At 62.9% G+C, this 22,272-nt stretch carries 16 protein-coding genes and 6 pseudogenes; 14 read left to right on the top strand and 8 right to left on the bottom strand.

Annotated features, from left to right (window positions below; all coding sequences use genetic code 11):
• Together ACZYVJ_RS07630 and ACZYVJ_RS07625 are read left to right on the top strand one after the other, a co-directional pair.
• Positions 1-635, top strand: a pseudogene (locus tag ACZYVJ_RS07630) (TetR/AcrR family transcriptional regulator).
• Positions 632-1,135 (top strand): hypothetical protein, encoded by a 504-nt coding sequence (locus ACZYVJ_RS07625; RefSeq protein ID WP_463830445.1) that lies wholly within the window; start codon positions 632-634, stop codon positions 1,133-1,135. The pseudogene ACZYVJ_RS07630 and the gene ACZYVJ_RS07625 overlap by 4 nt, the downstream one beginning before the upstream one ends.
• A gap of 27 nt (positions 1,136-1,162) precedes the next feature.
• Here the strand turns inward: ACZYVJ_RS07625 and ACZYVJ_RS07620 are convergent.
• Positions 1,163-1,683 (bottom strand): annotated as a pseudogene (locus tag ACZYVJ_RS07620) (NAD-dependent epimerase/dehydratase family protein); the annotation flags it as partial.
• 59 nt (positions 1,684-1,742) lie between these two features.
• On the opposite strand from ACZYVJ_RS07620, the pseudogene ACZYVJ_RS07615 reads away from it, so the two are divergent.
• From ACZYVJ_RS07615 to ACZYVJ_RS07590, 6 genes and pseudogenes are all read left to right on the top strand, one after another.
• Positions 1,743-2,111: pseudogene (locus ACZYVJ_RS07615) on the top strand (acyl-CoA dehydrogenase family protein); the annotation flags it as partial.
• Between the two features lie 121 nt (positions 2,112-2,232).
• Positions 2,233-2,376: pseudogene (locus tag ACZYVJ_RS07610) on the top strand (2Fe-2S iron-sulfur cluster-binding protein); the annotation flags it as partial.
• 74 nt (positions 2,377-2,450) lie between these two features.
• Positions 2,451-3,740: a cytochrome P450 gene (locus ACZYVJ_RS07605; protein WP_463832891.1), complete on the top strand. Its 1,290-nt coding sequence runs from the start codon at positions 2,451-2,453 to the stop codon at positions 3,738-3,740.
• Complete coding sequence (locus ACZYVJ_RS07600) at positions 3,737-3,928, top strand: ferredoxin (RefSeq protein ID WP_463830444.1); 192 nt, start codon at positions 3,737-3,739, stop codon at positions 3,926-3,928. The genes ACZYVJ_RS07605 and ACZYVJ_RS07600 overlap by 4 nt, the downstream gene beginning before the upstream one ends.
• 18 nt (positions 3,929-3,946) lie before the next feature.
• Entirely contained in the window at positions 3,947-4,234 is a 288-nt protein-coding gene (locus ACZYVJ_RS07595) for a DUF1330 domain-containing protein (protein ID WP_463830443.1), read from the top strand.
• A 281-nt stretch (positions 4,235-4,515) separates the two neighbouring features.
• A pseudogene (locus ACZYVJ_RS07590) lies at positions 4,516-5,038 on the top strand (IS110 family transposase); the annotation flags it as partial.
• Here the strand turns inward: ACZYVJ_RS07590 and ACZYVJ_RS07585 are convergent.
• The 4 genes and pseudogenes from ACZYVJ_RS07585 to ACZYVJ_RS07570 form a co-directional block, all read right to left on the bottom strand.
• Positions 5,038-6,150: pseudogene (locus ACZYVJ_RS07585) on the bottom strand (cytochrome P450); the annotation flags it as partial. The pseudogenes ACZYVJ_RS07590 and ACZYVJ_RS07585 overlap by 1 nt on opposite strands.
• The gene (locus tag ACZYVJ_RS07580; RefSeq protein WP_463830442.1) at positions 6,147-6,344 is read right to left on the bottom strand and encodes a ferredoxin; all 198 of its coding nucleotides are present in this window, start codon (positions 6,342-6,344) and stop codon (positions 6,147-6,149) included. The gene ACZYVJ_RS07580 and the pseudogene ACZYVJ_RS07585, both read right to left, overlap by 4 nt.
• 97 nt (positions 6,345-6,441) lie before the next feature.
• The gene (locus tag ACZYVJ_RS07575; protein WP_463832890.1) at positions 6,442-7,251 is read right to left on the bottom strand and encodes an emopamil-binding protein; all 810 of its coding nucleotides are present in this window, start codon (positions 7,249-7,251) and stop codon (positions 6,442-6,444) included.
• 33 nt (positions 7,252-7,284) lie between these two features.
• Complete coding sequence (locus ACZYVJ_RS07570; RefSeq protein WP_463830441.1) at positions 7,285-8,601, bottom strand: cytochrome P450; 1,317 nt, start codon at positions 8,599-8,601, stop codon at positions 7,285-7,287.
• Positions 8,602-9,232: 631 nt separating this feature from the next.
• Between ACZYVJ_RS07570 and ACZYVJ_RS07565 the strand changes: the two genes are divergently transcribed.
• The 4 genes from ACZYVJ_RS07565 to ACZYVJ_RS07550 all read left to right on the top strand — a co-directional run bounded on the left by ACZYVJ_RS07565 (position 9,233) and on the right by ACZYVJ_RS07550 (position 15,554).
• Entirely contained in the window at positions 9,233-9,775 is a 543-nt protein-coding gene (locus ACZYVJ_RS07565) for a TetR/AcrR family transcriptional regulator (RefSeq protein ID WP_463830440.1), read from the top strand.
• 390 nt (positions 9,776-10,165) lie between these two features.
• Positions 10,166-11,842, top strand: coding sequence for an FAD-dependent oxidoreductase (locus ACZYVJ_RS07560; RefSeq protein WP_463832889.1), 1,677 nt, complete (start codon positions 10,166-10,168; stop codon positions 11,840-11,842).
• Positions 11,843-12,131: 289 nt separating this feature from the next.
• The gene (locus tag ACZYVJ_RS07555) at positions 12,132-13,373 is read left to right on the top strand and encodes a lipase family protein (RefSeq protein WP_463830439.1); all 1,242 of its coding nucleotides are present in this window, start codon (positions 12,132-12,134) and stop codon (positions 13,371-13,373) included.
• A gap of 594 nt (positions 13,374-13,967) precedes the next feature.
• Entirely contained in the window at positions 13,968-15,554 is a 1,587-nt protein-coding gene (locus tag ACZYVJ_RS07550; RefSeq protein ID WP_463830438.1) for a GMC oxidoreductase, read from the top strand.
• A 266-nt stretch (positions 15,555-15,820) separates the two neighbouring features.
• Here the strand turns inward: ACZYVJ_RS07550 and ACZYVJ_RS07545 are convergent, their stop codons facing one another.
• Positions 15,821-16,261 (bottom strand): hypothetical protein, encoded by a 441-nt coding sequence (locus ACZYVJ_RS07545; protein WP_463830437.1) that lies wholly within the window; start codon positions 16,259-16,261, stop codon positions 15,821-15,823.
• A 100-nt stretch (positions 16,262-16,361) separates the two neighbouring features.
• On the bottom strand, positions 16,362-17,333 hold the full coding sequence (locus ACZYVJ_RS07540; RefSeq protein WP_463830436.1) for a hypothetical protein: 972 nt from the start codon (positions 17,331-17,333) through the stop codon (positions 16,362-16,364).
• Positions 17,334-18,160: 827 nt separating this feature from the next.
• Between ACZYVJ_RS07540 and ACZYVJ_RS07535 the strand changes: the two genes are divergently transcribed.
• Both ACZYVJ_RS07535 and ACZYVJ_RS07530 read left to right on the top strand, forming a co-directional pair.
• Positions 18,161-19,081 (top strand): SDR family NAD(P)-dependent oxidoreductase, encoded by a 921-nt coding sequence (locus ACZYVJ_RS07535; RefSeq protein ID WP_463830435.1) that lies wholly within the window; start codon positions 18,161-18,163, stop codon positions 19,079-19,081.
• Complete coding sequence (locus tag ACZYVJ_RS07530; protein WP_463830434.1) at positions 19,081-19,977, top strand: alpha/beta hydrolase; 897 nt, start codon at positions 19,081-19,083, stop codon at positions 19,975-19,977. Before ACZYVJ_RS07535 ends, ACZYVJ_RS07530 begins: the two co-directional genes overlap by 1 nt.
• A 660-nt stretch (positions 19,978-20,637) precedes the next feature.
• Here the strand turns inward: ACZYVJ_RS07530 and ACZYVJ_RS07525 are convergent.
• Positions 20,638-22,089 carry an aldehyde dehydrogenase gene (locus ACZYVJ_RS07525; RefSeq protein WP_463830433.1) on the bottom strand — a complete coding sequence of 484 codons (1,452 nt, stop codon included), beginning with the start codon at positions 22,087-22,089 and terminating at the stop codon, positions 20,638-20,640.
• Positions 22,090-22,272 lie beyond the last annotated feature (183 nt).

Here is a 22,272-nt window from a genome sequence, read left to right as displayed (position 1 = left end):
GTGTCGGCCCCTGGGCAGTCTGTACCGCGCGCAAGCACTCGTCCGTACGAGACCTTGCTTGCCAGAGGCGAAGATCGCAGGCAGCGCATCCTCGGCGTAGCCCAACGGCTGCTTGCACGCAACGGCTGGCGAAGCACGTCGCTGGCCGTCATCGCGAAGGAAGCCGGCGTCACACCGCTGGGCTGCACCAGTTCGACTCGAAGGAACGAACAGCTGCTGAACGCGGTGCTCGACGCCCGCGACGAAGACGACGCGATCCACGCCGACTACCAATCCGGTAACCTGATCAATGAAATCCGACGCGTGCCTGAGCGGTTCGACCGGGCGCCCGAATTGGTCGGCACGTTCACAGTCCTACTAATAGAAAACATCGCCCCCTATGCGCCGCTGCACGAGCGGCTGCACAAGCGGTACCGCGCGGCTATCGACATCCTGACCGGCAACATCGAATCCGGTCAGCGTCGCGGAAGTATCGCTCCGATTGTGACGCGGCCACCAAGGCCGTCGAAATACTCGCCTTCATCAATGGAATGGAGACACTATGGATGCTCGACCCATCGATACCGGTCACCGAAGCGTTCCAGGCGTATGCGGACTCGCTGGCCGCCGACTTGGCGCCCCGGAGCTCCATGTGAGGTACCGGCTTGATGTGGTGGGCGCCAGTGTGGCCGACGTGGTTCGGTCCGCAGGCGGTTGGATGTACGACCGCATGATGGCAGGCTGGGCCGTCACAGTTCTACTCACCCTGGACGAGGACCCGGGGCCGCTGAAGATCCTCGGAGTGGAAACCACAGATCTCGAGTCGGCACTCGCGCTGTGGGAAGCGCGGCCGCATCCGCAGACGATCGCGGTCGCAGCCAGCCTCTTCGCGAGCGACGAGCGGGTGCGGCGCGGGGTACTCGGTGCGCTCGAACAAGGCCTTACCGAAGTCACATTATGGGGCGACACCTGGCCGGCGGAGCTGGACGACAGTATCGGTACCTTCGCCCATAAGCTCAGCGCTGCGGCGCGTGCCTTCAAGCGGCAGGCGCTCACGGCCGTCGCCGAAAACGGATCCGTTTCCAGCACAGAGACATTCCGGTGCGGCCTGATGGCAACACCCTCGGTCGCGGCCGACCTCACTCCGGCGAGCTGACGCCCTCGCGTGTGCTGACGTCAATCCCAGCCGGTCCGCCGGTGCTCCGCCCTCGGCCCATAGGTCGAGCAGACGCGGATGATCGTCAGCGGTATGCGGTGATGCTTGGCGACCCAGGTGCACACCGCCTCAGCCGCGATCTTGGGAAAAACTGCAATTCGCGCGCAGTAGTACGCCTGGGCGATCCGACTCGCGCAGCGGGCGTTGGCTCTGGTAGCTGTAAACGGTAGCGGCCGAACCGAACACAAAACCCTTCGCCGTACGGCAGTCGTAGAGCAGATCGCCCGATTTCTGGGCATTCGTGTCGATGCATCGAGTCCAGTCGGCTTGGTCGGCGTCGGCTGCGGCGTGGAAAACGAGGGTTAAGTCGTCGGGCAGTGCCGAGAAGTCGCCGGTGCTCATGTCCAGAGCTACCGGCGTGATGCATGCATCGGGTCAGTCGATCCGGGTCGGCCTGCGATCGCGCAGCCGAGCGGCGCCCCACCTCGTTGTGCTCGGCGCGGGCCCACGCTATCGGAAATGCGGGTAGCGCCGGTAATCAGGATCATCTCGCCGTCGAGTACCCATCAGTCATAGCGCATCGGCCACCAGATGTTAAGTACTTGATATGTTGGGTTTCGTGAAGCTTCGATTCGATGACGATGTCGAGGCCTTCCGCGCGGAGTTCGTCGCCTTCCTCGACGAACATCTGCCCACCGAGGCCGAGGCGGCCTCCGAGCGCTCCCGATCAACCTCCCACGTACCAGAATGGTCCCGGCGCTGGCAGCGGCTGCAATTCGACCACGGTTGGCTGCTTCCGGGTAACCCGCCGGAGTTCGGCGGCCGCAACGCAGGAGTGCTGGAGCAGTTCGTCCACCGCGAGGAGTTGTCGCGGCGACGGATATACCACGCATTCAACCCCCAGGGTGCTGGAATCATCGCCGCCTCCCTGCTCACGTTTGGAAGCGACGAACAGAAGCAGCGCTGGGCGGTACCGATTCTGCAAGCCGAGATGACTGCTTCCCTCGGCATGAGCGAGCCCGGCGCCGGCTCCGACCTCGCGGGCCTGAAGACGCGGGCTGTGTTCGACGGCGACCATTTCGTCGTCAACGGGCAGAACCTACCGGGCCGGCAACACATTGCTGCAAACTGCCCGCATGGCAGGCCTGCAGGCGCCGTCGTCATGCGAAACCGGTTCGTGCGGAACATGTATGGCGCGTATCGAGTCCGGCAGCGCGCGGATGCTCAACAACGACACGCTGCGAAGAGCCAGTATGGAAACGTAATGCCGCAGATGAGAATCACATTCTCTTCATCCGAGATCATTGGAGTAGCAATGGCGGAGGACCTCACCTCGGTCGACTTCTTCCGGGACCGTCGTCTCACCGACGACCCGTACCCGTTCTACGAGGCGCTGCGCAACAAGTGCCCGGTCAGCCGCGAGAACCACTACGGGGTCACGATGGTGACGGGCTGGCAGGAGGCCGTCGACGTCTACAACGACGCCGACACGTTCTCCTCGTGCATTTCGGTGACCGGGCCTTTCCCGGGCTTCCCCGTACCGCTCGGGGGTGACGACGTCACCGAGATTATCAAGGCACACCGCGACGAGATCCCCTTCAGCGACCAGCTGCCAACGCTGGACCCGCCGACGCATACCAACCACCGCGCACTGCTCATGCGGCTGATCACACCCAAGCGCCTCAAAGAGAACGAGGACGCCATGTGGCAGATCGCCGATGACATTCTGGACGACTTCCTGGCGCATGGTGGGGGTGAGTTCATCACCGGGTTTGCCGGACCGTTCACCCTGCGGGTGATCGCCGACCTGCTCGGGGTGGCCGAGGAGGACCGCCCGGAACTTCTCGAGCGTCTCGCCCGCGGTACCCACGGCAGCGGCTTGGGCAGTACCGGCTCGAAGACGCTGGCCAAGACGCCGCTGGAGTATCTCTACGACGTTTTCGCAACATACATCGAGGACCGCAGGGCCGAGCCCCGTGACGACGTGCTGACCGGCCTGGCGGCCGCGACTTTCCCTGACGGGACAGTGCCCGAGGTGAGCGATGTCGTGCGGGTGGCCACCAACGTCTTCTCTGCCGGTCAGGAGACCACGGTGCGGCTCCTGGGCACGGCTTTGAAGGTGTTGGGAGAACGACCCGACATCCAGGTCAAGCTGCGGGAGGACCGCAGCCTGATGCCGAACTTCATCGAAGAGTGCCTGCGCATTGAAAGCCCGGTCAAGGGTGACTTCAGGCTGTCGCGGGTGCCGACGACGGTCGGCGAGGAGGCAGTCGGTGCGGGCTGCACCGTGATGGTGATCAACGGGGCCGCCAATCGTGACCCGAGACGTTTCGAGGATCCCGATACCTTCGACCCCGAGCGCAAGAACGCACGTCAGCATTTGGCATTCGGTCGTGGCATTCACAGCTGCCCGGGCGCACCGCTCGCTCGTGCGGAGACCCGCGTCGGGTTGGAGCGGCTGCTGGACCGCACGACCGACATCCGGATCAGCGAAGCACACCACGGCTCCGCGGAAAGCCGTCGCTACCGGTACATTCCGACGTACATTTTGCGGGGCCTGACCGAACTGCATCTCGAATTCGATCTCGCCGGAGGTGGTTCGTGAAGGTCACCGTCGACGTAGACCGCTGTCGAGGCCAAGGTATGTGCCTGACGCTGTGCCCCGATGTGTTCAGCATGACCGACGACGGTTACGCCGTGGCTGAGCCCGAGGAAGTGCCCGCGGGCCTGGAGGACTCGGCCAAGGAAGCTATCGTCAGCTGTCCCGAACAAGCCATCGTCGAAACCGACTGAGAACCGAGGAGATCCGTAGTGCCGAAGGCATACATCGTCATCACCGAAGATGTGAAGGATCCGGCCGGCATGGCCGAGTACGCCAAGCTCGCCGGGAAGGCGATGGCCGGTGCGACGCTTCTGTCGTTCGACCCCAACGTCGAGACGCTCGAAGGCGAGTGGCACGGCACCCAGACAGTCCTCCTCGAGTTCGAGTCGGCGGAAGCCGCGCGCGAGTGGTACAACTCCGACGCCTACCAGGAGGCGGTGAAGCTGCGGCAGGCGGCGGCCGACTGCAACGGCGCCATCCTGCACGGCTTGGGCTAACGTTCCCGCGAAAGTGCGCTGACTGTATGTATTCCGCGGCGTGTCGTGTGCAAATACTCAGTGTCAGGGTGGCAGTGCCGCATTCGCGGTGGTTGGCTCTGGATCACCCGGTATTTGGCTCTTGCAGACACTGCTGCCCTCGGTTGGCGTTCGTGCGTTGTGTCGGCATCGGTGAAAGACCGGCCAGGTGTGACTTGATAGGAGCGTGGCATCGCCCCGACTGAGATGTGTCCACCGGCCGGCCCAACTAACACCCCTTCGAGTCGAAGGAGGCAACCACCATGGTTGTTGTTGGAGCCGATGTACACAAGCGCACCCACACGTTCGTCGCTGTCGGCGAGGTCGGGCGCACATTGGGCGACAAAGTCGTGGCCGCCACGACGGCCGGTCATCACCAGGCGCTACGGTGGGCGCGCGAATCGAGGACTGCCGGCCGTTGTCGGCTCGACTCGAGCGTGATTTGCTTAGCGCCGGCCAAAAGGTGGTGCGGGTGGCGCCGAAGTTGATGGCCCAAGCGCGGGCTTCGGCAGGCACCCGAGGCAAGTCCGATCCCATCGATGCACTCGCGGTGGCCCGGACGGTATTGCGTGAACCCGATCTGCCAGTCGCCTGTCATGATGCGGTGTCGCGTGAGTTGAAGTTGTTGGTAGATCGCCGCGAAGACCTTGTCGCCCAACGGACCTCGACGATCAACCGTTTGCGTATGCGCATCCACGAACTCGATCCTGCGTGCGCTCCGACGTTGGGCTCGCTGCATGAGCCAACCCGCGTCGGGTCCTGGGCGACTGGTTGGTCACCCAGCCCATGAAGTCGAGCAGTCGCTCCAGCGCGATCGCGCTTTCCATCCGGGCCAGCGCCGCGCCGAGGCAACTGTGTACTCCGTACCCGAAGCCGAGGTTCTGCGCACCTGTGCGGTCGCGGTCGATATCGAAGGTGTCGGCGTCGGTGAAGGCCTCAGGGTCGCGGTTCGCCGAACCGCTAAGCAGGAAGACAGGCTTGCCCACCGGGGATCGTGACGCCGTGCAGGTGTATCTCCTCCATCGAGCGGCGCACGTTGTACTGGCTCGGCGCCTCGCAACGCAGCAACTCCTCGACTGCGCCAGGCATCTTGCTACGGTCGTCGAGTAACTTCTGCCACTGGTCGGGGAAGCGCGCGAACGTCACCGCGGCGTTGCCGACCAGCTTGGCGACTGTCTCGGTACCTGCCCCGCCTAAAAGCGTTGCGAAGCCGGCGATCTCGACGCCGTCGAGCTGCCGTGTCTCGCTGTTTGCGTCCTTGACTTCTGCGGCGATCAGCCGGCTGAACATGTCGTCTTGGGGCTCGGCTCGACGTTCTTGAATGAGGTTGTAGTAGAACCCATCAATTCCACGACAGCTTGCCTGCCCTCCTCGGACATCTCGATTTGACCGCGCTCACGACGTAGCGAGGTGTCACCCTATTCCCTGACTTTCTGGCGGTATCCCTCCGGCACGCCGAGCATCTGGCTGATCACGTAGACAGGGAACAAGGCGGCGAAATCCTTTACCACGTCGAAGTGATCGGCGTCGGCCGTCGGCATGTAGCGGTCGATCGTCTGGGTCACACTCGGTCTCATGTTCTCGGTGGCTCGGGGCGTGAAGACCTTGTTCACGAGGCTGCGCATGTGCCGGTGCTCGGGCGGGTCCATGATGATCATCATTTTCACCGGAGGCGGTTCGTCCGACTTCAACATCGCCAGGTCGAGGCCGTAGGCCGACGAGTACGTTTCAAAGTCCTTGAGGGCCATCGCGACGTCCTCGTGCCGGGAGAACGCGTAGAAGTCGTACTCCTCGTTTTAATAGACCGGGGCTTCTTCCCGCATCCGCCGGTAGAGCTCGTACGGCCCGTTGAAGAAGTCCTCGGAGAACGGATCGAAGACGAGTTCGGAAGTGGTCATTCGTCTTCGATGGAGACCGCCTGCCGAGGACACTGCCGCACCGCTTCCTTCACCTGGTCTTCGTTCTCCGGGGTGACCTCCTCCTGGAGGACAACCAAATAATCCTGATCGTCGAATCGAACACTTCGGGGGATTATGGCCATGCACACTCCGTTGCTCTCACACAAGCCGAATCGACTTGATCTTTTTGTCACTTCAACACCCTCACTGGCACATTCAGGCCCCTACACCCCGTCGTGCCGTAGGCCCGCACTTCCTGAGGCGGCGACCTGAACCTGGGCGCGCATGCCGTTAGCGTGGCACCCGCGACCCTGCCTGAGTCCCCGCCTCAACGGTTGCGCCGCTGCCAGCAAATTCACCAACGGCAACCCAGCGAGTCAGGTAGTTGATCTGAAGGTAGATGGCATAGAGCACGAAGGCGGGCAAGATCATATAAGGCACATTCTCGCCGACAAATTTGAACCACAAACCAAAGGCGCCTTGTCCTATATCGCTGAATCCGGCGCGGATCTCCGCCACGTAGTAGGCCACGGTGCCGGTGAGAAGAGCGGCGATGCCCAGAAAGCTCAGCCACAAACAGCGGATCCGCGACTCGTCGGGCAGATCGCGACGCAGCAGTCGAATCCAGACAATGAACAGCATAATGCCAACTACAACGGAGACGAACTCCAACCCGAAGATCCAGTTGTCACCACTGCCGTACCGTTGGTCAGCCAGCCCATACTGCCACCACAACCAGCGCCAGCCAGGGTTAGAGGTCGCAGTCCACAGGTTGAACGGATGCCCGATCAAAAACGGCAACTCGTAGGTCAATTGACTACCCAAGGTCAGAGGAATGTAGATCAGCGTGAGTTCGGCGGCCAATTGAAGACGCGATCGCTGCTCTCCGGGTGCCTTCCAGAACAACACCATTGGCAGAACTATCACCGGCAGGCCGAAAAGCAAGTTGGCCGTGACATCTAGCGTGAAGCTTGGCGACAGCAGCCCAGCACCCACTCCAATGGTCGTGCCAACGAACACGACGCCCACGACGGTGAACAGGACGATGTAAGCCTTCAGGCGATGCGGTGCAACAGGTCTCAAGAAGTCGGGTTCACGGATTTCCATGGCATCCCCTTCGTTACAGAGTTGACATCAACTAGTCGCGACTGCGGCAGCTTTCTTCAATCGAATCGGCAAATGCGTCGGCCCACGCAGCGAGCTGTTGGTCGACCAAGTGGTCGGTCCAACGGCAGTGATACGGGTGACGCGCTCGACGAGTTCACGCAGCACTGCTTGCGCCTCCATGCGGGCCAGAGGAGCGCCGACACACATGTGTGCGCCATAGCCGAAGCCGATATGCATGCGCGGGTTGCGGTCTGCGCGGTATTCGTCAGGTTCGTCGAAGACGAGCGGATCGCGGTTGGCCGCACCGAAAGACAGGAGCACGCGTGCGCCGGCGGGAATGGTTACCTCGCCGACCTGATAGTCCTCGCGCGTATAGCGGTAAAGGTTCTGGATCGGGCTGGAGATCCGGAGCTGTTCCTCGACGGCGATGGGAATGAGATCGGGATTGGCGCGGATGAGATCGTATTGGTCGGGATTGTGGGCCAACGTGTCGAACATGCCGCCGAGTAGATTGGTAGTCGTCTCGTTACCGGCGATGAGCAGCAGCAGGGCAACGTAGAACAACTGATCGTCGCTCAGGTTGCCTTCGCTGCTGTGTTGCAGTAACCGCCCAAGCACGGTGTCCGAGCCTTTGAGATCACCGGTGGCGAGATGACGCAGGAAGTAGCGTCGTAGTGCGATGACCGCACGCATTGAATTCGCAATATCCATAACACCTTTGGGTGTCGGTGAAAAGTTAATGATGCGAACGCTGTTTTCTGACCATCGCCGGAAGTCGGCAACGTCGGTGTCTGGCACGCCCAGGATCTCGGCGATCATACGCATCGGCATCGGTATGGCCAGCTTCTGTACCACGTCGCATCCAGGTTCGGCGAGCACCTCGGATACCAGTTCGGCTGCCAGCTTGTCGGCAATTTCCTGCCAGTTTTCCAGCGCAATACGCGTGAAGGCGGGCTGGACTTGCTTACGTAGCCGGGCGTGTTCGTCACCGTCTGTGAGCACTAAGAGATCAGCCGCCATTCTGACTCGCGTGACCCCCCGGGTGCTGGTGACCTGATCTGTGTCACGTAATGCGGCGCGGACGTCATTGAGTCGGCTCAGGATCCAGGTGGCGCGCTTCGGGTTGTAGTGCACACGCCCGCTGCGATGCAGCGCTCGGTAGGCCTCGTGGGGCTGAGCCGCGGTGGCGGGGTCCAGCGGGTCGTAGTCGGTGTTAACCGCGCCAGTCCAGCCTCGATAGCCCTGCCGGTGCGTGCGGATCGCCCCGGCGAGATTCAGTTCTATGGCGCTGCCAAGCGGTTTAAGTAATGCAACGATGCCGCGCGCGCTGTTGTTCACCGCCATGACCATTGCACCTTTCGTCCGTTACTAAAGAACGCAAAGGTCTCGGGCCAGCGAGGCGGCACCGTACGGGTCGGAGCGAAAAGCGTTGTGCGCCAGAGCAAGGGTCTCCTCAAACTCGCCGATGCGCGGGCATGCAGATCGGGTGGGCGCTTGCCGACGAGAAGTGATGGGCCTCCAGCGTCATGCCCTCAGGCTCGGCGCTGCAGCTTGCATCGTCAACGGTGCGACACGAAGTTGAAAGGCCTCTACGGGTGCTATTAGGAAAGCTTTTCGCAGCTGACTCATCTGACCAGCGCGTTCGCGTCGAAATCCCCCTCTAGGATTCTCACAGTGATAGTGCCTGTTTGCTTCGACGGTCGGAAAACGGTTCGCATGTGATGCAGAGGCGGGATCCTTGGGGCGCGCACTTGCCGGTGGAGAAGTCGGGCTCGGTGTGCTCGTCTGATGTCCTCAGTGCGTGGTAGGGCCCTGTGAGCATCGCGCCCGTCAAGTGCGCGGGTCGAGGTTGCGAGGCCCAGGGGCGGGTAGTGTGATGATTTCTCACGACAGGCGTGTGAGCCGGTGAAGCACTCAAGATAATTCTCAACGCGAGAACGCGAATTTATCTGTCGGCTGGAGGAGACAAGGTGTCATGACACGTGAGGATTGGTTGGTCGGCCGCGACCGAGGCAGCGAAGCCGCCGACCGGATCTACGACGCGGCCGCAGAACTGGTCTCACGCGAAGGATTCGAGGCGTTCACGATCGAGGCGCTGGCCGCGAAGGTGCATTGTTCGCCGGCCACGATCTATCGTCACGCCGGCGGCAAGGCTGCGATCCGTGAAGCCGTGATGATGCGCACCTCCTCACGAATCGTCGAATTAGTGCGTGAGGCGATCAAGGGTTTACAGGGTACTGAGCGCGTCGTGACGGCGATCTTGGTTGCGTTGGAGCAAATCCGGGCCGAGCCGCTCGGTGACCTGATGATGGGTTCGATCCGGCCGAGCCACGAGGGCGAGTGGTTGACTGCGTCGCCGGGCGTGGGCCGTCTGGCCCAGGAGGTGATCGGTTCCGACGACCCCCTGGCCGCGCAGTGGCTGGTGCGGGTAACCCTGGCGCTGTGGTACTGGCCGGCCGAGGACCGCGACATCGAATACGCGCTTGTAAAACGCTTTGTTGGCCCGTCGTTTAGCTAGAGCAAGCAGCCGAAACCCCGCGGTCTTTCGCGTAGGCGCACTCGGTGGCATCTAGCTCTGTCTAAATCCGTCAGCAACTGCTCTTCGCAGCATGAGAGAAAATCGTACCGGCTTCTCGCCCATCGTTGCTGGTGGAGTCGGTACGAGCTCTCGGGCACGCGCCTGACCGGGGTTGAAGCGCTTTCAACTTCGTGGCGTCTCGTTGACGATGTAGCTTGGTGTTCACGAGGCTGAGTTGATGGTGATGGCGCAGCGTGCACGCGAGGCTGTCTTCGGCGGTCGGTGGCGGCAGACGATGGTCGGTGCGGGCAGCTATGCCGTGACGATTCAGCCGTGGCGATGCGGTTGGCAGACAGATGTGTTGGCTCGCCCGAAATCGGTTGTCCCAATATGGCTTTCGTGATTACGCAGAGGTGCTGCAACGATGCGAGCTGCGTGTCGGTGTGCCCGGTCGATTGCATCCGCCCCTCTCCAGATGACCCCGATTTCGGCACGGCCGAGATGCTGCACATCGATCCGAAAGCCTGCGTCGACTGCGGCGCATGCGTGCCTGTGTGCCCGACCGGCGCGATCGACTACGAGGTCGATCTACCTGAACCGTTGAAGCGATACAAAGACATCAACGCCGCCTATTTCGAGCGGCACCCGCTGCACGCAGATCCTCGGCGATTGGACGAGAGGCCCTCACGTCCACCCAAGGAACTGGGGACCCTGCGGGTGGCGATCGTCGGCGCCGGACCGGCCGCATGCTATGCGGCCGACGAGCTGTTGGCCCGGGCTGATGTCGAGATCGAGTTGCTGGACAGGCTGCCCACGCCGTACGGGCTCATTCGCGGCGGTGTGGCACCGGATCACTCCGCGACCAAGGATGTGGGCCTGACGTTCGGCGCGAGGTTCGTGACAGACGCTGTGGGTTTGCACCTCAACGTCGAAGTCGGCAAGCACCTCACGCATGAAGAGCTGATGTGCCACCACCACGCCGTCATCTATGCGGTGGGCGCATTCGAGGAGCGCCGGCTCGACATACCCGGTGAGGATCTGCCCGGAAGCCATCCCGCATCCGAGTTCGTGGCCTGGTACAACGGGCATCCCGATTACGCCGACATGACATTCGATCTGTCCGGGCAGCGGGCGGTGGTGGTCGGAAACGGCAATGTCGCGTTGGATGTGGCGCGAATCCTGCTTCTCGACACCGAGGAATTGCGGAGCACCGACATCGCCGACCATGCGCTGGACGCCCTGCGGCGCAGTAACATTCGGGAGGTCGTGCTTCTGGGACGACGTGGGCCACTGCAGGCGGCTTACTCATCATCGGAGTTTCTCGCCTTCAACCACGTGCCGGGGGTGGATGTCGTGCTCGATGAGCGCGAGTTGAACCTCGACCCGACCAGCCGAGCCCAGATCGAAGACCCCGCGCTGGAACCGGCGCTCGCCCTCAAGGTCAGGCTTGCCGAGGAGTTCGCGCACCGTCCGCTGGATCCGCACAACAAGCGCGTCGTGTTCCGTTATTGCGTTTCCCCGGTCGAAATTCAAGGGACCGACCGCGTTGAGGGAGTGCGGATCACCGCCAACGAGCTCGTCGACATTGACGGCGCAATCAAGGCTGTCGCGACCGACCGGGCCGAGGATATCGAGGCATCATTGGTGCTGCGCTCTGTGGGCTTCCGGGGCCGGCCACTGCCCGGCCTGCCGTTCGATGAGCATCGCGCAATCATCCCCAACGACCGCGGCCGGGTGCTCGCCGAAGATGGGCAGTCGATCACTGGCGTCTACGTCGCCGGATGGATCAAGCGTGGTGCTAATGGCACGATCGGTACCAACAAGCACTGCGCCCGCGAGACGGTCGCAAACATCATGGAGGACTTCATCTCCGGCAGGCTCCGCCGACCCGACGGGGACCGGCGCTCGCTGCAGCAACTGCTCGCAGTGCGTCAGCCGAAGCTGATTTCGGGCGACGGTTGGCACGCCATCGACCAAGCCGAACGCCGCCGTGGTCAATCCTCCGGACGTCCGCGGGTCAAGTTCACCGACCCAGCCGAGATGGTCGAGATCGCCAGCAGCCCTTAAAGCTTGTGGGGCCGCGACATTCGTGACCAATGATTCCTGACAGCTGTGTCTCTGTAGTACTACAAAACTCGAGAGGAATCACATCTTGTCGTCCTGGAACCGATCCAGCATCCCCACGCCTGAGTGCGACCCCTTCTACACCAGTCCTACCGGTCTAGATGAGGTCGCACCCGGGACGGTATTGCGTTCACGGCCGGTGCAGCTGGCGTTCTTCGGTCGTTTCCGGCACGGGGCGGCGGTACAGCTGATGTATCGCAGCACCGACGCCCACGGGTGCCCCGAAGCGGCGGTGACCACCGTGGTGGTTCCGCGCCGAAAGGACCCGGCGACGTGCCCGGTGCTGTCCTACCAGTGCGCCATCGACGCAGTCGCGGCGCGGTGCTTCCCGTCATATGCCCTGCGTCAGGGTGCCGACCTGGTCGGGGCATCCGTTCAGGTGGAATTGCTTTTCATCACCGCCGCCCTGAAACGCGGGTGGGCGGTGAGCATCCCGGATCACGAGGGTCTTAAGGGCATGTGGGGCGCGCCGTACGAGGCGGGCTTCCGCGTTCTCGACGGTTTACGTGCCGCGGTCAACTACGCGGAGTCAGGCCTTTCACCCAGTGCTCCGATGGCGGTATGGGGGTATTCGGGGGGCGGTCTGGCGAGCGGATGGGCCGCCGAGGCCGCCGCGACTTATGCACCTGAGCTTGACATCGTCGGCGCGGTGTTGGGTTCCCCGGTGGTGGATCCGGAAAGCGTTGCACGCCGATTGAATGCGTCGCCTTGGGCAGGCCTTGCAGCGTTGATGATCGCGTCGCTGGTGCACGTGTTCCCTGAGGCGAAGAAGGTTGTCGACGAACACGCGACAGAGGACGGCAAGGCCCTGCTCGCGGCGATCGAGGGGATGTCGACTGGACGGGCCATCCGGCGCTTCCGCAATGTCGACATCGCCGACTACGTCGACGTGAGCTTCGAAGAATTGTTCGCGTTGGATGAACTTCAGCATGTCTTCAAGGTGACCCGGCTGGGCCAGAAGACACCGAGCATGCCTGTGCTCCTCATACAGGGAGTACATGACAAGATCGTCGACGTCGCCGATGTGGACAAGCTGGTTGAGTCCTACACCGAGGGCGGGGCCGCAGTGAGCTACCACCGCGATCCGCTTGCGGAGCACTTGTTGTTGTATCCCTTTGCGGTTCCGATGAGCCTGTGGTGGCTCGGCGATCGGCTCGCCAAGAATGATGGGCCCACTAGTCGACATACCTGGCCTGCGCTACTTGATTCTCGTACGTACGCAGGGCTGCCCGCACTTGCCGCCGCCGCAACACACGCTATCGCGTTCCGTTTGGCGCCGCGGCGCCGGCGGTCACCGTTCAACGAAAGCACCGACCAGGCTGGCGGTCCAAAGACCGTCGGTAGCATTCCGAACGCGTCGCAGTCAACTGCAGAGCGCATAAAGCGAGAAACTCATGGTGACCTTCGCAGAGACCCCATCAGAGCCTCGCTCCGCTGGCGGCCGCACCACCCGAGCCACAAGCACCGTGGGTGAGGCGACAAAGGGTGGCGGCGACGTTGCTACTTGCCGACGTCGAGGGCTCAGGCTGCCGGAGGACTTCCTGACCGAACTCCTCAGAAGTGAGCGCCGCAAGGGCTACTCGATGGTTGCCCGGGCGATCTACCGCAGCCTCAACGGATTCAACCGTGCACGCCAGCAACGCTATCCCGACGTGTCAGCGCCGGTCACCCTCGTCCAGCGAGGACGACTGGTCACGGGGCGCCGAGCGCGATCGGGTAGAAAACTCGCTAGCCGATATTCACCGCATCACCCTGCATCGGGCTGGGCACTTCTCGGCGCTGGAACGACCTGACGAGGTGGCGCAGATCTCGGTGGGCGCGGCTCAGGCCCATCGCGCACGTATTGTCGACCCGCACCACCAGAGCGGTTGAGAGAGTGAGATGGCCACGACAACCCCACGTCGTCAACCGCCTCGTCATCGGCAGCGAGAACGCCTAACCAATGCCGACCAGAGCGCGAACCGGTCTGTAGAGCCCCGTGCACAAAGTCGGACTCATCGAACCCTCGCCGCAGCAAAGAGTTTCGGTAGTTGAGCGGTGGGCACCGCGCGAACCGAAAGGACAGCGCATGACTGAGTTCGGCAGGTGGATGCTGGGGCTCACGCGAGCCGGGCGGGGGTGGATCGGGTCAGTGCGCGGCCACGCCATTGCAGAGCAGCCAGCTCGGGTGCCGGTGACACGCGAAACCCACCGGGTGATCGTCGTCGGCTCGGGTTTCGGCGGCGGAGTCACCGCACTGCGCCTGGCCGAGGCGGGCGTGCCGGTCACCGTGCTGGAGCAGGGCGTCGAGTGGAAGGTGTCGGAGGACCGCGACACGTTCCCGCGCCCGGCCAGCAACCCGTTGGACAAGAGGATGCTGTGGTTTGATTCCCATCCGGAAGTGTTCGGGCGTCCCGCACTCGGCAGCCCCTACCCAGGGCTGCTCAGCGCCTTCTCCGGTGACAACGTGATGTCGATTGCGGGCGTGGGCGTGGGCGGCGGGTCGCTGCTGTACCAAGGCATGAGCCTGCAGCCCACCAGGGAGCTCTTCGAGACGCACATGCCCTCGGCACTCGACTACGACGAAATGGACCGGGTCTACTATCCGCGGGTGGCCAGCATGTTGCGGCTGGCAACGGCGCCTGACGAACTGATCAACACCCGCAATTACCGCGTGAGTCGCATCTTCGCTGCGCGGGTCCGCCGTGCGGGATATTCGGTCGAAAAGGTGCCCATGCCCATCGATTGGGGCTGCGTGCTGGCCGAACTGCGAGATGAGGTGCGGCCGTCGCTGAGCCACGGCGACTGCGTCTTGGGTGTGGACAGCGCTGGCAAGCACTCGGTCGACAAGACCTACCTGGCCGCCGCTCGAGCCACACGCCGCGTCTCCGTCCACACACTGCACAAGGTCACCGGCATTGCACTGACGCCCGATGGCCGCTGGCAGGTTGAGGTGGACCGGCTCGACATGCAAGGTCGTCGGCGGGAGACGAAGATATTGACCACCCCAGCGCTGGTGCTGGCCGCCGGCAGCGTCAACACCAGCCGGATGCTGGTGCGGGCCGAAGCGCTGGGGCACATCCCCGACTTGCCCGACGGCGTGGGTGAGAACTGGGGCACCAACGGCGACCGGATCTACGTGTGGACTGACCTGGCCGAGGCCTTCGGCGGGGTACAGGGTGGCCCTGTCGTCTACTGCAGCAAGGATTGGGACGACCCTCATCGCGCCAACACGCTAATTCAAGCTTCCCTCCCGCCGTTCGGGGGGTTGGACATCCGCTCAACAATGTTGGTCGGCTATGGCGTTAGCCGGGCGCGGGGCCGGTTCAGCTACCACGGAGACGCCGACGAGGTGAAGCTGTCGTTCCCGCGCAAGGGCGACGCCGCCATCTGGGCCGACATTCACATCAGGGCCAAGCGGATCGCCGGCCGGGCCGGCATCCTCACCGACACCAATCGGCACAAAAACAGCACCTGGCACCCCCTCGGAGGAGCCCCGATGAGCACCGTTTGCGACCTCGATGGCCGGTTGCGGGGGCACCGAGGCCTCTACGTGCTCGACGGCGCGCTGATCCCGGGGACCACCGCGGCATGCAACCCATCAATGACCATCGCCGCCGTGGTCGAGCGGGCACTCGAGCGCATCGTGCGCCACGACGTCGGCTCGGTGATCTGACCGAGACCACAACTCGTGAGCCAAGTCAGGCGACGGGCTGCGCGACTTACTTCGACACATACGTGCGGTGCGAGCTGGCGCTCCCGAAACAGCAATCGCCGAGTGATTTCCGCCGCCGCATGCGAAATGCAGTTATCGGCTGATGTCCCACCCTCGGCCGGGCCGTGGCGGCAGCGCCTCCACAGCGCCGCTGCGCACCGACCAGACTTGCGAAGGTCGTCAGGGCTGGCCCCCACCAGCGCCCGATAGCTCTGGTCGACGGTCGGTCATAACGCGACGACTTGACTCGTCTCGCGTGGGGCCTCGCCCTCCACCCACCGCATCGTCACCCTGAGCTGTGGGGGACTCTGCATGAAAACAGTCATTCCCCAAAGCATTTCAGAGAGCGGCAGCAAGTCAATGGGTTCTTCCTCGTATCCCAGGAAGACCGGCTCGCTACCTCCGTCGCCGAGGTCGCCGTAGGTGGCGGGCCACACCCCTTCGATGCTGAATCGGAACTGCTCAGCCGTGACGCTTTCGCTCTTGTTCTCAACGACCAGAAAGTCGGCTTCACGCCTAGTGCGGAGCATCGCGTGTTCGGCATTCCGTCGTCGCACAGCCGGTGCGTCAAGCCCCATCTGAGCTAAGTCTTCTTCGATTGCGGCCCGCACTTTGTATCCCAGATCCGGCAAGTTTCCGTAGTCCCTGAGCAATCCTTGGGTCCCCATGTACGGATGGTAGCGACCGAAGACATCGGCTGAGCGGGCCAATGAAGTTCGGCGTTGCAGTCCGAGGTGCGACCATGACTGACGTCAGGTCCGAATTGCCCTAGGAGGCCCTCTTATCGCCGTAGTCGCGCTTGGTCGCACGAGACACCGCGGCGTCCCGGCGAGAGGCGCGCAAGCGAGGCGCGTAGCTGAAGAACGCACGGGGTGCGGCGTCGAGGATTGTTTGCAGCAGGATGCCTATCGGCGTTGTTCGATTGGGTGGCGCCGGAAGTACGAAGGCGGTAGCAGTCCCAGCACTGGTGGGAATCTGAATCGGCTGCCCAGGCGCACCGTAGACGCCGTCGCGGGTCCCTGCGAACATGTCGTTGATCCATCCGGCGGAAATGGTCTGAATCGCCTCGACGTTCTGTGGAAGCGAGAAGCCAGTGAACAGTTGAGCCGCCTTCTGAATCAGGACGTTTCCGCTTTGCATGGCATCGATGTGCGACCCTCCAACTAGTGAGATTCCCACGAACTGGTTGGGTCGCGCCTGCACTAGATACCTACTGACGTCGCCGAGCTGGTTCCAGAAGTGCAGGGGTTCGGTAATCAGCAGCACCGGTCGGTTGCACCGGCCGGTGAGTTTTTTCATAGCTGTCGGCAGTGCGTTATTAAGCGAGACCGCGTCGAACAGCATCACGCCGGCCAGATCTGAGACCGCTCCGTTGTCGACACAGAAGCCGGCGGCGCCTGCAACGAGTCCACCGCCCATGGAATGCCCCGCGAGGACGAAGCGTCGCGGCAGCGTAACCGAGCTTCCCGCCGCCAAGGTCGCGCTGGCGGTAAGTGACGCCCGCTCACCTGTGAACAGGTCGGCCACCGCGCGTTGCAACGCCATCTCGCCCAGCCAGGTGGCGTCACTGGCGAAGAGGTTGGACGTCAGCGACGGGGTGACAACGATGCTGTTGGTCTGCTGGGCAAGCACTGCCGCCGTGTAGCTGTAGAGCGGGGCGCTGGCGAGGAAACCGTGTTGCAGGTAGAGCAGCCGAGTCGGCGATTGTGGTTCACTCGGGAAGTACCAGTTCGCCGGCACGACGTGCCCGGTTCCGACTGGGATTGTCAACCTGGATCGGCCAACAGTGACTGTGCTGTCCGGCGGAAGAGTCGGAGGTCCTTCGACAACCCTTATCACGCTGATCATGACGGTGAAGATGATGTCAGGTGGGTGGGCTTAGCGCGGGAAAGCCGATCGTATCGAATCGTGGCGAGCTGAGAGTTGTTGCCTATCAATATATTACCTACTCCTGATTGGGGCGCGGTCGCAACCGTCTCGACGGTGGCAGGAGCATTCCTAGTCGTGTCGGTACCCGTCAAGCGGCCTCACTCTGACCGTCACTCGTCATCACATCACGGTATCAAGTACTTGCGATAATCTTAATAACACGATGAACGCGATTCCTCAAGGCTTGAACGGTCGGTATCCGATTCGGCTCACACTTGGCATGAACCAGGAGGCTCAGATGGAGCCGGCTGCAACGTAAGTCAGACCTTTCGTCGTCAGGCCGCCATTAACCGCTGGTAGACGGCGACGGTGTAGATCCGCTCACGGCTTGCTGTGGCGCGACCGATCATCCCCGCCTTCACCCCTCAGAGTGAGCGCTTCTCGAGCTCTCTGCAAAATTGTCTTATCGCTATGAGAAATTTCTGGCTCAACTAGTCGGCAAACCACCTGTTCAAATGGCTTGCGTGCGAAGGAAGTCCCGGACAGCGTCAGAGCTGGCCTTTCAACTTCCTGCCACATCGTTGACGTCGCAGTAGGGCACCGTCGAATCTGATGACATGGCGGTGTGAGCCGCTTCTCCCATTGAGTAAGCATTAGAGACGAGGATATTGCCGCTCGGCAGAGAGCGATTATTTCCCATGTCAGTAAGCAAGTGGACCGAGGCGGATGTGCCCGACCAGACAGGTCGGGTGGCGATCGTCACGGGCGCAAACACCGGCCTCGGCTTCGACACCGCTCGGGTACTAGCGGAGCGCGGAGCCTCTGTGGTGCTCGCAGTTCGCGACCCAGAGAAGGGGAAGGCTGCACAGGACCGGATCCTGAACACAGCGCCTCGCGCCGACGTTTCTATTCAGCAGCTCGACCTCGGATCCTTGCGATGTGTGCGCGCCGCGGCTGAAGACTTGTCCGCCGCATATCCGCGCATCGACCTACTGATTAATAACGCCGGAGTGATGATTCCGCCGAAGCAGGTGACACCAGACGGCTTCGAATTGCAGTTCGGCACGAACTATCTCGGTCATTTCGCGCTCACCGGGCTTCTGCTGAATAATCTCATTTCCGTCGATGGTTCACGGATCGTCGTCGTCAGCAGCAACGCCCACAAGCTCGGCGGTGCAATACATTTCGATGATCTGCAGTGGGAGCGCCGCTACAACCGCGGGGCCGCCTATGCTCAGTCGAAGCTGGCCAACCTGATGTTCTGCTATGAACTGCAGCGGCGGTTGGCAGCCGAGGATGTGCCCACCATCGCGGTTGCCGCCCATCCTGGGTATACCGACTCCGAGCTGATCCGTTATGTGTGGAAACCGGTCGTACCGTTGATGAGGCTGTTCGGTCCAGTTGTGGGACAGGATCCGGCGAAGGGGGCACTGCCCCAGTTACTGGCGGCCACTGATCCGCAGGTGCGCGGCGGCCAGTACTGGGGTCCACGCGGACTATTCGAACTCAAGGGCTACCCGAAGCTGGTGACAGCCAGTGCCAAAGCCCGCGACGAGGCAGTCCAGAAGCGACTGTGGACCGTAGCTGAGGAACTCACCGGCGTCACCTTCCCCGTCTGATGCCCAACAGCCAGGAGTTTCACCCCGACTTGCGGGTGATTGCGCGCGTGCTGCCAGGGGGCCCCTACACTCGCCGCACTCTGCCAGTTCTTCGCGCGCTGACGCGATTACAGGTACTGCGTTTCTCGAAGAATGTCGAAGTAACGGCTCTGCCCAGCGGAGTCAATGTGCGGCTGCACCGGCCTCGGCACACTGACAACGCGGGCGCCGCGCTGCTCTGGATTCACGGTGGCGGATACGTCATCGGATCGGCAGCGCAGGACGACCGGCTGTGCCGCCGCTTCGCCCACCGGCTAGGCGTCCCCGTGGTCGCCGTCGATTACCGCCTCGCGCCTAAACACCCTTACCCGGCGGCCCTGGAGGACTGCTATGAAGCGTTTGCGTGGCTGACCCGCTTGCCCGGCATCGATCCCGCGCGGGTCGCCATCGGCGGCGCAAGCGCCGGCGGCGGCTTGGCGGCGGCGCTTGCGCTGTTGGCTCGCGACCGCGCCGAATTGGTCCCGCTATTTCAGCTCCTGGTCTATCCGATGGTGGATGATCGCTCCAGCGATCGCCCCGGCATCAGAGATCAGCGTTATCGGCTCTGGAGCCCCAACAGCAATCGGTTGGGATGGACCGCTTATCTACGCGGCGCCGATCCGCAAGTCGCCGTGCCCTCTCGGCACGACGATCTCGGTGGTCTACCGCCCGCGTGGATCGGCGTCGGCACCCTCGATCCGCTGCATGACGAGAACGTCGAGTATGCCCGTCGCCTCAAGGACGCGGGTGTCGCTTGCGACCTTGACATCGTCACCGGCGCTTTCCACGGATTCGACATCGTCGCACCAACTGCCGGAGTGTCACGTGAATTCCTCGACCGCCAGTGCGAGGTTCTACGAAAAGCGTTCTCAAGCTAAAGCTTAGGGCTGTTTCGTTAGCGGAACCTCAGCTCGACTCCAACCTGCATGTCGTTATGGTCGACTGATGCGGCAATCTCACTGAGGATCTGGGCGCGTCGGTAGCGAGTGGCTGGGATGGCACTCATACGAGGCCTGGCGAATGTGATGCCGCGCGGTGTTCGATGTTGCCGGTCAAGTACTTGGCCACCAAGCACGCCTAGCATCGTTTGCGGTTTATAGGCGAGCCTGGATAGCTTCCTATGCGGGTACCCGAGGACAACCCACGCAACACGTCCCAACGGGTCCTCGTGACACCGACCGCGCGATGGTCAATGCGTCCCTAGGGCGGTGGTTGTGTCGGACGCAAAACATCTACTCATGGTGACCGCCTCGGTTGCGGATGCGGCGCGGCCTCTCTGAAGCTGCGTTTAGTGCGTACCCTTGCTTAACGGCCGTCGGGACCGGGTGGGAGGGGTACTGCGACCATTGGTGGTTCTGCCACACTTATCAAGTGGTTGATATTGCCATCACTGTATCGACTCCGATTTCATCGTCAACAGCCGCCGTCATCGGGGGCGAACCTGCGCATCGCCGACGAGGCGTCGGCTGTAATTTGGGTCAGTCTCGAGGCCACATCGATCACCGGTGTGGCCGTCAAATGTCAACGGCGCCAGGGTGTCAGGCTCCAGATGCGATGGCTATGGACTTGGTGTCGAGGTAGCTCTCAAGGCCTTCGGGCCCGAGTTCTCGGCCGTAGCCGCTGGCTTTGACGCCGCCGAAGGGCGCGAAGGGGTCCATGGTGTAGCCCTGGTTGATGCCGACGGTGCCGGTGTGGATCCGCGCTGCGATGGCGAGGGCGCGGTCGGTGTCAGTGCCCCAGACCGAGCCGGCTAGGCCGTAGTCGGAGTCGTTGGCGATCGCTACGGCCTCGTCTTCGTCACGGTAGGCGATGACGGTGATGACGGGCCCGAAGATCTCTTCGCGGGCGATGCGCATGGCGTTGTCGGCGACAGCGAACAGGGTGGGTTGGACGTACCAGCCGCTCTCGAGTCCGTCGGGCATATTGGTGCCGCCGACAACCAGTTGCGCGCCTTCGCGCTGGCCAAGCTGGATGTAGTCGCGGACGCGCTGTTGTTGGCGGCGGGACACAAGAGGCCCGATCTGGGTGGCTGGATCGCTGGGGTCGCCGACGCGCAGCCCGTGCATTTCGGTGGCCAGCGCGTCGAGGTATGCGTAATGGCGGTGGTCGGGCACCAGTATGCGGGTTAACGCGTTGCAGATCTGCCCGCTGTTGGACAGGCTAGCCGATCGCACTCCGGCGGCGACCTTATCTGGCTCCGCGTCGTCGAGGATGATAGCGGCAGATTTGCCGCCGAGTTCGAGGCTGACCTTGGTGAGGTTCGCCGCGCAGGCTGCGGCGACGGCGCGGCCCGCCGCGGTCGAGCCGGTGAAGGACACCTTGTCCACTCCGGGGTGGGCGACCAGGTAGGCGCCGAGCGCGGCATCGCCGGGCAGCACGCTGACCACACCGGGGGGCAGGCCCGCCTCGTCGATCATCTCGCTCAAAAGCAGGGCATCCAAAGGACTTTCGGGTGCGGGCTTAAGCACGACGGTGCAGCCGGCCAACAGCGCGGGCACCAGCTTGGCGACGATGAGGAACTGGGGCATGTTCCACGGCACGATCGCCGCGACGACGCCGACGGGCTCTTTGCGGACCAGCACGTCGCTGCCGAAGAACCCGGGCCTGCTTTCCTGCCACGGATGGCGCTCGGCCAGATCGCAGAACGCGCGAATCATGCAAGCGGGCAGGCCAACCTGGGCGCGCTTGGCGAAGCTGATCGGTGCCCCGATCTCGGCGCTGATGATGTTGGCCATCTCGGGGCGGCGCCGGTCGTAGATGTCGGCCAGCCGCCGGACGGCGGCGATCCGTTCTGACGGCTCGCTGCTGCCCCAGGGTGCCGAGGTCAAGGCACCTCGGGCGGCGGCGAGCGCGCCGTCGACGTCGGTGGGTCCGGCCGCCTGGACTTCGGCGATGGGTTTCTCGGTGTGCGGCGAGATGACGCGGAAGGCTCCTGCCGGCGAGTGCACCGCACGGTTTCGGGCAATCGGCACCCAAGAGGATTGACCCATCAGCGCCTCCCAATCATCAATATCAACTACTTGCGATTGCCGGAGCGAGCATATACCGTCTGGTCCTAGGGAGTCCTATTGGAACCTGAAACCGATGGCTAGGTGGCTGTTTGCGCCGACATCGGACAAGTGGGTTCGAGACCCCCGGGAGATTCCGCGCCAGGCCGAAAAGGTAAGGAGCGA

The sequence above is a fragment of the Mycobacterium sp. IDUB_3 genome, from assembly GCF_055419585.1.
The sequence above is the reverse complement of the archived record's forward strand: the minus strand, read 5'-3'. Positions and strand labels throughout refer to the sequence as shown.